This is a genomic window from Cognatishimia sp., from assembly GCF_964229375.1.
Lineage (GTDB): Bacteria > Pseudomonadota > Alphaproteobacteria > Rhodobacterales > Rhodobacteraceae > Cognatishimia.
In genome coordinates, this window is sequence record NZ_CAXREH010000093.1 from 1 (window position 1) to 8,714 (window position 8,714).

Here is an 8,714-nt window from a genome sequence, read left to right on the forward strand (position 1 = left end):
GACGGGATACCGGTGACGCGCAGCGCCTCGCCCTCGGTCAGCGTGTCACCGATGCGCAATTGCCCGTGGTTCGGGATGCCGATGATGTCACCCGCCCAGGCCTCCTCCGCCAGCTCGCGGTCCGAGGCCAGAAACAGCACGGGGTTGCTGATGGCCATGGGCTTTTTCGTGCGCACATGGGTCAGTTTCATGCCACGCTTGAAGTGGCCCGAGGCCATGCGCACAAAGGCCACACGGTCGCGGTGTTTGGGATCCATGTTGGCCTGTACCTTGAAAACAAAGCCTGCGACTTTCTTTTCTTCGGGGGCCATCTGACGCGGTTCGGCCGATTGCGGCTGCGGTTCTGGCCCATATTGGCTGATGCCGTGCATCAATTCCTGCACCCCAAACGAGTTGATCGCAGAGCCAAACCAGATCGGCGTCATATGCCCCTCTAGCACCGCTTGTGGATCAAGCTGCGGCAGCAGCTCTTTGGCCATTTCGACCTCTTCAAGGAACTTTTCAAGCAGCTCTTCTGGCACGTGTTCCGCCAGCGCTGGATCGTCCAAGCCGTTGATTTCAATAGACTCTGCGACCTTGTTACGGTCGGCGCGGTCCATCAGTTCCAGACGGTCGCGCAACAGGTCGTAACAGCCGATGAAATCGCGCCCAACGCCAATCGGCCAGCTGGCCGGGGTCACGTCGATGGCGAGGTTTTCCTGAATTTCGTCGATAATCTCAAAGGTATCGCGGCTTTCGCGGTCCATCTTGTTACAGAACGTCAGGATCGGCAGGTCGCGCAGGCGGCAGACTTCGAACAGTTTCTGCGTCTGGCTCTCAACACCCTTTGCGCCGTCAATCACCATAACGGCGGCGTCCACGGCGGTCAGCGTGCGATAGGTGTCTTCAGAGAAGTCGCTGTGACCGGGCGTGTCCACCAGATTGAACCGGAAGCCATCGAAATCAAACGACATGGCCGAGGCCGAGACCGAGATCCCGCGGTCCTGTTCCATCTTCATAAAGTCTGAGCGCGTCCGGCGCGCTTCGCCTTTGGCGCGCACCTGACCCGCCATTTGGATCGCACCGCCATACAGCAGAAACTTTTCTGTCAGAGTCGTCTTGCCGGCATCCGGGTGGCTGATGATCGCAAAGGTGCGACGGCGCGCGATTTCAGGCGGCAATTCGGGGCGATTGGGTGCGTTGTCTAACATGTGCGCAGCTATAGAAGGCCAAGGGCGCGCGCGCAATATCGGTCAGTGGTTTTCCCGGTTGATATCGATCAGCACATAGGATGTTTTGGGGAACAGCAACTTATCGGTGCGCAGATGGGTTTTCTTGACACATCCCTGTGTGTCCAGCGACGCGAAAAGTTGGGCACTGATGCGCTGGCCTGAATCTGACATCAGGGTCAGGTCACAATCATGTACAACACCGCCGGGTTTTGCGTTCTCTTTGCGCGCATAGGTGGGGCGCATTGGCATGGGCAGGGCGGCTCCGGCCAGTTGATAGGCATCGCCCAGGCATAAATCCCGCGAGGTCGCGAACAGATCGCCATGATTGGCTCCTTCGACAACGAACAAAGCATCGCCCGGATAGGCCGAGATATGCCCGTGGTGATGTCTGGCTTTGCTGTCCATTGGCCTTTGCGTCCTTTGGGGTTGCGTTTGACTTTGTTTGCCCCGCAAATATGTCACAATCTAGGAAAGCCCCGGGCAATTCACGGACATGGGTCGCGTCGCAGGGCAAAACAGGACGAGGACACAGCATGGATCTTGGGATCAAAGGCAAACGCGCATTGGTTTGCGCAAGTTCAAAAGGGTTGGGCCGCGGCTGCGCCGAGGCTCTGGCGGAAGCAGGCGTGAATTTGGTGATGAATGCGCGCGGTGCCGAGGCCCTCGAAGCCACAGCACAGCATATTCGCGACACCTATGGCGTCGAAGTCGTGACCGTCGCAACCGATGTCACCACCGAAGCGGGGCAGGCCGAGGTTCTGCAAGCGGCGGGCGACGTGGATATTCTGGTCACAAACGCGGGCGGGCCGCCTCCGGGCATGTGGTCTGATTGGGAACGGGACGATGTCATCAAGGCACTGGATTCCAACATGCTGACGCCGATTGCACTGATGAAAGCACTGCTGCCATCAATGATGGAAAAAGGCTGGGGACGAGTTGTGAACATCACCAGTCAGTCCGTTAAGGCGCCAATCCCTGTTCTGGGTCTGTCAAACTCGGCGCGGGCTGGTCTGACTGGCTATGTTGCAGGCACATCCCGTCAGGTTGCACCGCACGGGGTGACGATCAACAATCTGCAGCCAGGCATTCACGCAACGGATCGGGCGACCTCTTTGGATCAGGGCGTTTCAAGCGCCGAAGGAATCTCGATGGAGGACGCCAAAGCGCGGCGCGAGGCCACGATCCCTGCGCGCAGATATGGCACGTCGATGGAATTCGGACGCACCTGCGCCTTTATGTGCTCGCAACACGCAGGATTCATGGTCGGCCAAAACATCCTTCTGGACGGCGGTGCCACAAACTCGACCATGTAGGTTTCAGTTTCTCACAATTCCGTGGGATCACGGGCTTTTCTCTATCGCGATCAAAATGTCGCTGTTAGAGCGGGCGAACCAACGATCTCACGGGGTTTTTTATGCAAGCTGCAGTCATCATTGCCATCTTGGCACTTCTAATCGTCGCATCTCTCTATGTGGCGCCTCGCAAAGCGAGTTTGGACGGCTTTTTCGGAGGCGCCAGCGAAGATGGCGCGGCACCAAGCCTTTGGGTGCTGGTGTTCAGCCAAGTTACCACCTGGATTTTCGCGCGATCTTTGATGAATGCCGCGATCCTTGGCTTCTTTTACGGCATCGCGGGCACGTTGGCCTATGCGGCCTATTATGGCTCTTTTCTGACCGGCGGCTTTATTGTCGGACGTCTGCGCGCGAATGGGGCGCGGTCGGTGCAGGATTGGCTGTCTGATGAGTTCGGCAGCATGGGCACGGCCTGCTATAACCTGGTTATCGCGCTGCGTCTGTTGTCCGAAGTCTTTGCCAACCTGATCGTTGTTGGCCTGATTTTCGCAGCCATCCTGCCCGAGATGGGCATCGCGAAAGATGCATCTATCATCATCGTTGCAGTCTTTGCCTTGGCCTATTCCGCATGGGGCGGCCTGAGCGCATCGCTGCGTACGGATGTGGTGCAGATGCTGCTTTTCCTTGTTGTCTTCGCAATCGCGTTTGTTGCTCTGATCCTCAGCCCGGATTTCAGCCTTGGCGCGGTGGTTACAGCCGAAGGCGCAAGCGGCGGCTATCTTGGTTGGGTTCTGATGATCGTGGCGGCGCTTCAGGTCTTTTCTTACCCGGTACATGATCCGGTCATGATGGACCGTGGTTTTGTCGCAGACGAGGCGACCACGCGCAAAAGCTTCCTACACGCGTTCTGGATTTCGACAGCCTGCATCATTTTCTTTGGCTTCTTTGGCATCCAAGCGGCGCTGCAGGGCGCACAATACGAAGGTCAGCTGATCGGCACCTGGGCGACCATGTTCCCGACCTGGGTCTTCACATTGCTGCTGGTCAGCCTGCTGGTGTCGGCCATTTCCACCTTGGACAGTGCGCTGGCCTCTGCCTCGCGTCTGGTCGTTGAGGAACTGAAACTGGCGCCACGCACGCTGAATGGTGGCCGTGGGGCGATGCTGGTCTTTGCTGTTCTGGGCACCGCGCTGACGCTGGCTGAAACCCAGTCTCTGTTTGACGGCGTCGCAGTTTCCGGCACCGCGTCGATGTTCCTGACACCCGTGATCGTCGTGACCCTGTTGATGGGACGTCAGGTGGCGCTTTGGGCTTATCTGGTCAGCTTTGTAACCGCCATCCTTGGCGCGGCTGCCTATTTTGCGCGCGGCTCTGAGTTCATGGCGCAACTGCTGGTCGAAGGTCATAAGTACGAGCAACTGCTGCAGATTTGTATCGTAGTGCTGGTCATCGGCTTTGTCGCCGTCTTCGCAGGCTCCAAACGCGCCGTGAGGGTTGAAGCGTAAATCCATCACTGCTACATCGGCCTCTAATCCGACGGCTTTCGTCGGGCATAAAAAGAGGCCGATGTGAGCCAGGACCAAGTTGCACTCCCGCAAGCCCGTTTAGAGGTACGCAATCTGACGCGCCGTTTTGGCGATCGTGAAGTTGTCAGAAACGTCAGCTTTTCGGTTGCGCCGGGGCAGGTGACCTGTCTGCTTGGCCCCTCGGGCTGCGGCAAATCCACAACCCTGCGTATGATCGCGGGGGTTGATCGACAAACCTCGGGCGAGATCTATGTCGATGGCACGCTGATTTGCAGCTCTGATTTCAGCATGCCGCCTGAAAATCGCCGTATCGGTTTGATGTTTCAGGATTTTGCGTTGTTCCCCCACCTGAGCGTTGCCGACAACGTGAGCTTTGGTCTGGAAGGCTCAAAGTCTGAGAAACGCGCGCGCGTCGGTGAGTTGCTGGAGAAAGTGGGCCTTGGCTGGGCGATAGACGACTATCCTCACCAACTGTCGGGCGGCGAGCAGCAGCGGGTTGCTCTGGCTCGCGCTTTGGCTCCACGGCCACGCATTATGCTTATGGACGAGCCGTTTTCTGGGCTCGACAATCGTCTGCGCGACGACATTCGTGACGAAACGCTTGCTCTGTTAAAAGACGAGGGCACCGCGGTTGTTCTAGTGACGCATGAACCCGAAGAAGCGCTGCGTATGGGGCAGGAAATTGCCCTGATGCGCGACGGTGAAATCGTGCAATGCGGCACGCCTTATAATATCTACAACGCGCCTGTCGATCGCGAAGCGATGGCGTTCTTTAGCGACGTGAATGTGATTTCGGGCGTCAGCCAAGGGGCGCTCACCGAGACGCCATTTGGACAGTTCCTGACGCCGGGCTATGCCGATGGCACCGAGGTCGACATCGTAATCCGGCCACAGCACCTGCATCTGGATTTTGACCGGGCAGGCACGGGCCCCAAGCCGACGGCCAGCCATGGTCAGGCAGCAGCGGGGGTTGTGGTGCGCGCGCGGTTCATGGGCAAGGAAAGCCTTGTTGAGTTCCGCATGGAACACGACGATAGCATTCTGAAAGCCACGGTGCCCAACGTGTTCCTGCCGCCAGAGGGTACGCGCCAATGGCTGACCCTGCGGCGGAACCGCTGCTTTGTCTTCCCCGCAAAATAGCGTGAAACCAAAGATTTAGCGCGACTTCTTAGGCCTGCGATTCTTTCGGGCGCATGGCCAGCCAGATCAGCGCGCCACCTGCCAGAACCAAGAAGGGCGCCATCGCAATATTCACGGCGTTCCAGCCCTCGACAGCGGTGCCACCAGAGCAGTTCATCAACCCGCCCGAGGCAAGCGACGCGACCGTCACGCCCCCAAAGACGATAAAGTCGTTCATACCCTGCATACGGCCACGCTCGTGTGGCTCATGCGCGCCGGCCAGCATGGCGGTCGCTCCGATGAAGCCAAAGTTCCAGCCGATCCCAAGCAGCACAAGCGCGATGAAGAAATTCTCGATGTTGACGCCCTGAAGCGCCACAGCACCTGCGGCCGCGAGGATCAGTATGCCAAGCCCCATGATCCGCTCGACGCCAAAACGGGCAATCAGATGGCCGGTGAAAAAGCTGGGTGCGAACATCGCCAGCACGTGTCCTGTAACAACGTCTGCCGCGTTGCCTTGACTGAAACCACAGCCCACAACCGCCAATGGGGTCGAGGTCATCATCAGGTTCATCAGGGCATAAGACACGGTGCCTACGATGACAGCGACAGCGATGCGCGGTGTGGTGATCAGCTCCCAACGGCTGCGGCCCTGTGGCATGTCTGCCTTTGGTGCTTCGGGTTTTGGGATGTCCAGAAACAGAAACAAGATGGCGCCGATCACGTTCATGGCGAGGATTGCACCATATGTGCCCATGAACGGCACGACCATGACGTCAGACGTGACTTTCACCAGTTGCGGGCCAATGATCGCGGCGGCCAGACCGCCCGCCATTACGTAAGAAATCGCTTTGGGCCGAAACGCTTCCGAGGCGGTGTCGGCCGCGGCAAAGCGGTAGAACCCATGCGCACTCATATAGACGCCAGTCAAAAGGCTGGCCAACAGAAAGACCGGGAAATTTGCATAGTAGAGGCCGATGGCCCCGACGATACCGCCAAGCGCTCCAAACAAGGCGCCGATCAGAAAGCCGACCTTGCGACCAAAGCGCTGCATGATGGCCGACATCGGATTTGCTGCCAGCATCGACCCCAGAACGATCAAAGAAATCGGCAGCGTCGCATAACACGCATTGGTGGCCAGCGACTGTCCGGCCAGACCGCCAATCGTAAAGATCATCGGCATCTGCGCGCCGATAATTGCCTGGGCAAGCACCAGAATGAATACGGTCTTTTTGGCGCGGGTATCGTCTGTGATTTGTGTCATGTTGAAATGGCTAAAGAGCTTATTTCGGAATGGAAAGCGGATTCTCTTGGAACGTAACGCAAAACCGCACAAACCGGTTTGACTTGGGTGTCACTAAGGCGTGAGATGCGATGAAAATACGGAGGGCGGCATGGTTGGGCGCATCATTGAAACAGACGCGTGTGTGATTGAGGGCGCGGAATGGCTGTGCGCGAATGTCCCGTGTTTTGTGCCGGTTTTGGATGCGACGGGGCCATTGCCGCTGCGGCGCAAGAAAGATGGGTTTGAGACACTTTTGAACGCGATCGTCGGGCAACAGGTTTCCGTGGCCGCGGCAGATGCGATTTGGCGCAGGCTTAAGGATGCAAAGCTCACCGGGCCGCGCAAAATTCTGGCGGCCAGCGATGAGGATCTGCGCGGGGCGGGCTTAAGCTCGCAAAAGGTGCGCTATGCACGGGCATTGGCGGAGGCGCGTATTAATTTCAAAGGCTTGCGCGATGTTTCTGATGCAGATGTCATAGCAGAACTGACGCAAGTAACGGGGATTGGTGTTTGGACGGCCGAGATCTATGCGATGTTTAGCCTGGGACGTGCGGATGTCTTTGCGCATGGGGATCTGGCCTTGCAAGAGGCGGCGAAACACATGCTGAACCTGGAAAAACGGCCGACGGAACGTGAGATGCGTGGCCTTGCGGAACCCTGGTCCCCGTGGAGATCGGTTGCAGCGCGGGCCCTCTGGGCCTACTACCGAGTGGTGAAGCAAAGGGAAGGCATCAGATGACTCGGGTACTGAATACACTGCGCAAAGAGCCGCTGTCGGGGTCGACCCGTTCTGTTGTTGTCTTTGTTCACGGCTATGGCGCAAACGGGCAGGATTTGATCGGCTTGGCTGATCCTCTGGCAGAGCATCTGCCCGACACGCTGTTCCTGTCGCCTGACGCGCCCGAAGAAATCCCCGGAATGCCGATGGGACGCCAGTGGTTTCCGATCCCTTGGATTGATGGCTCGTCCGAAGAGGAAAGCCGCCGTGGGATGATGTCTGCGGTGGATGACTTCAACGCTTTTCTGGACGCTTTGATGGTCGACGAGGACGTGTTTCCCGAGCAGGTGGTCCTGTTTGGATTCTCGCAAGGCACCATGATGAGCCTGCACGTCGGCCCGCGTCGCGAAGATGAGCTGGCGGGCATCGTTGCCTTTTCCGGTCGCCTGCTGGAACCTGATCTGCTTGCAGATGAAGTTGTCAGTCGCCCTCCGGTTCTGTTGGTGCATGGCGATCAGGATGACGTGGTTCCGGTTCAGTCGTTGCCCGAAGCCGCCGAAGCCCTGCAAGCGGCGGGGTTCAAGGACGTGTTCGCACATGTCATGAAGGGCACCGCACATGGCATCGCGCCCGACGGCTTAAGTGTGGCGCTTGCCTTTATGCGCGACAAACTGGGGCTCTGAAGCCCCAATTGGGTGGATCGCCCAATTGTCATGCAACCGTTACGGAATCATCCTACCTAAAGCCTGTCCACTGTATCGTGGGGGTTGCTTATCGCTTTCCCCGACATATAGTAGATACAAGAGCAGGGACGGGTGTCCCCCGTCCAGATGCTGAACTCAGGCAAATGGCGGAGGGCGCGATCCCCATGGACGGCGATTTCAGGACAGACTTTGTACACAAGCCCAGCGGGCTGAAACAACACCCTGCATTGGTTCTGAATGCGGATTACCGTCCGCTGTCATATTACCCGCTTAGCCTGTGGCCGTGGCAGGATGCGATCAAAGCCGTCTATATGGACAGGGTAGACATTGTCGCGGAATACGACGCGTGGGTGCATAGTCCAAGTACCGAGATTAGGATCCCATCTGTTGTCGTCCTCAGAGATTATGTCAAACCGGTAAAGCGCGTGGCCTTCACGCGCTTTAATCTTTTTTTGCGGGATGAGTTTTCCTGCCAATACTGCGGATCGCGCGGTGATTTGACCTTTGATCACGTGGTGCCGCGCGCGGCTGGCGGGATTACAAGTTGGCAGAACGTGGTCGCGGCCTGCTCCAGGTGTAATCTGAAAAAAGGCAGCAAGAGCCTGCGGCAGGCCAATATGCATCTGGCCAAACCGCCGCGTCAGCCCGCGGCCGAGGAGTTGCGCAATTTGGGGCGCAAGTTCCCGCCAAATCATCTGCACGAAAGCTGGATGGATTTCCTCTATTGGGACGCCGAACTAGAGGCCTAGGCCTCTTGTTTGGCGCGACCCACCATTCCAAACAGATCACGTGGATCATCTGGATCCGCCAACATGTCCAGATGTAAAAAGAAATCCGTGCCTTTGATCTGATCGCGGAT

9 protein-coding genes and 1 pseudogene are annotated in these 8,714 nt (G+C 57.8%); 6 read left to right on the top strand and 4 right to left on the bottom strand.

Features of this window, described 5'->3' with window-relative positions:
* Together ACEQWH_RS07225 and ACEQWH_RS07230 are read right to left on the bottom strand one after the other, a co-directional pair.
* A partial coding sequence (locus ACEQWH_RS07225) for a peptide chain release factor 3 (protein ID WP_370229249.1) occupies positions 1–1,190 on the bottom strand: 1,190 nt, incomplete at its 3' end.
* Between the two features lie 42 nt (positions 1,191–1,232).
* A complete protein-coding gene (locus ACEQWH_RS07230) occupies positions 1,233–1,616 on the bottom strand; it encodes a hypothetical protein (RefSeq protein WP_370229251.1) in 384 nt (127 codons plus the stop codon).
* A gap of 128 nt (positions 1,617–1,744) precedes the next feature.
* On the opposite strand from ACEQWH_RS07230, the gene ACEQWH_RS07235 reads away from it, so the two are divergent.
* The 3 genes from ACEQWH_RS07235 (at position 1,745) to ACEQWH_RS07245 (ending at position 5,169) form a co-directional block, all read left to right on the top strand.
* On the top strand, positions 1,745–2,524 hold the full coding sequence (locus tag ACEQWH_RS07235) for an SDR family oxidoreductase (RefSeq protein ID WP_370229252.1): 780 nt from the start codon (positions 1,745–1,747) through the stop codon (positions 2,522–2,524).
* Between the two features lie 101 nt (positions 2,525–2,625).
* Positions 2,626–4,008, top strand: coding sequence for a sodium:proline symporter (locus tag ACEQWH_RS07240; RefSeq protein ID WP_370229253.1), 1,383 nt, complete (start codon positions 2,626–2,628; stop codon positions 4,006–4,008).
* Positions 4,009–4,071: 63 nt separating this feature from the next.
* Positions 4,072–5,169: an ABC transporter ATP-binding protein gene (locus ACEQWH_RS07245; RefSeq protein WP_370229255.1), complete on the top strand. Its 1,098-nt coding sequence runs from the start codon at positions 4,072–4,074 to the stop codon at positions 5,167–5,169.
* Between the two features lie 28 nt (positions 5,170–5,197).
* Here the strand turns inward: ACEQWH_RS07245 and ACEQWH_RS07250 are convergent, their stop codons facing one another.
* Entirely contained in the window at positions 5,198–6,412 is a 1,215-nt protein-coding gene (locus tag ACEQWH_RS07250; RefSeq protein ID WP_370229257.1) for an MFS transporter, read from the bottom strand.
* Between the two features lie 130 nt (positions 6,413–6,542).
* On the opposite strand from ACEQWH_RS07250, the gene ACEQWH_RS07255 reads away from it, so the two are divergent.
* From ACEQWH_RS07255 to ACEQWH_RS07265, 3 genes are all read left to right on the top strand, one after another.
* On the top strand, positions 6,543–7,172 hold the full coding sequence (locus tag ACEQWH_RS07255; RefSeq protein ID WP_370229258.1) for a DNA-3-methyladenine glycosylase: 630 nt from the start codon (positions 6,543–6,545) through the stop codon (positions 7,170–7,172).
* Complete coding sequence (locus ACEQWH_RS07260) at positions 7,169–7,834, top strand: alpha/beta hydrolase (RefSeq protein WP_370229259.1); 666 nt, start codon at positions 7,169–7,171, stop codon at positions 7,832–7,834. The genes ACEQWH_RS07255 and ACEQWH_RS07260 overlap by 4 nt, the downstream gene beginning before the upstream one ends.
* Before the next feature lie 185 nt (positions 7,835–8,019).
* Positions 8,020–8,604 (top strand): HNH endonuclease, encoded by a 585-nt coding sequence (locus ACEQWH_RS07265; protein ID WP_370229261.1) that lies wholly within the window; start codon positions 8,020–8,022, stop codon positions 8,602–8,604.
* Here the strand turns inward: ACEQWH_RS07265 and ACEQWH_RS07270 are convergent.
* Positions 8,601–8,714, bottom strand: a pseudogene (locus ACEQWH_RS07270) (ornithine cyclodeaminase); the annotation flags it as partial. The gene ACEQWH_RS07265 and the pseudogene ACEQWH_RS07270 overlap by 4 nt on opposite strands.

Coding starts and splice junctions, on each gene's coding strand:
- ACEQWH_RS07230 (WP_370229251.1), bottom strand. CDS start 1,616: ATGGACAGCAAAGCCAGACATCACCACGGGCATATCTCGGCCTATCCG.
- ACEQWH_RS07265 (WP_370229261.1), top strand. CDS start 8,020: ATGGACGGCGATTTCAGGACAGACTTTGTACACAAGCCCAGCGGGCTG.
- ACEQWH_RS07250 (WP_370229257.1), bottom strand. CDS start 6,412: ATGACACAAATCACAGACGATACCCGCGCCAAAAAGACCGTATTCATT.
- ACEQWH_RS07260 (WP_370229259.1), top strand. CDS start 7,169: ATGACTCGGGTACTGAATACACTGCGCAAAGAGCCGCTGTCGGGGTCG.
- ACEQWH_RS07240 (WP_370229253.1), top strand. CDS start 2,626: ATGCAAGCTGCAGTCATCATTGCCATCTTGGCACTTCTAATCGTCGCA.
- ACEQWH_RS07235 (WP_370229252.1), top strand. CDS start 1,745: ATGGATCTTGGGATCAAAGGCAAACGCGCATTGGTTTGCGCAAGTTCA.
- ACEQWH_RS07255 (WP_370229258.1), top strand. CDS start 6,543: ATGGTTGGGCGCATCATTGAAACAGACGCGTGTGTGATTGAGGGCGCG.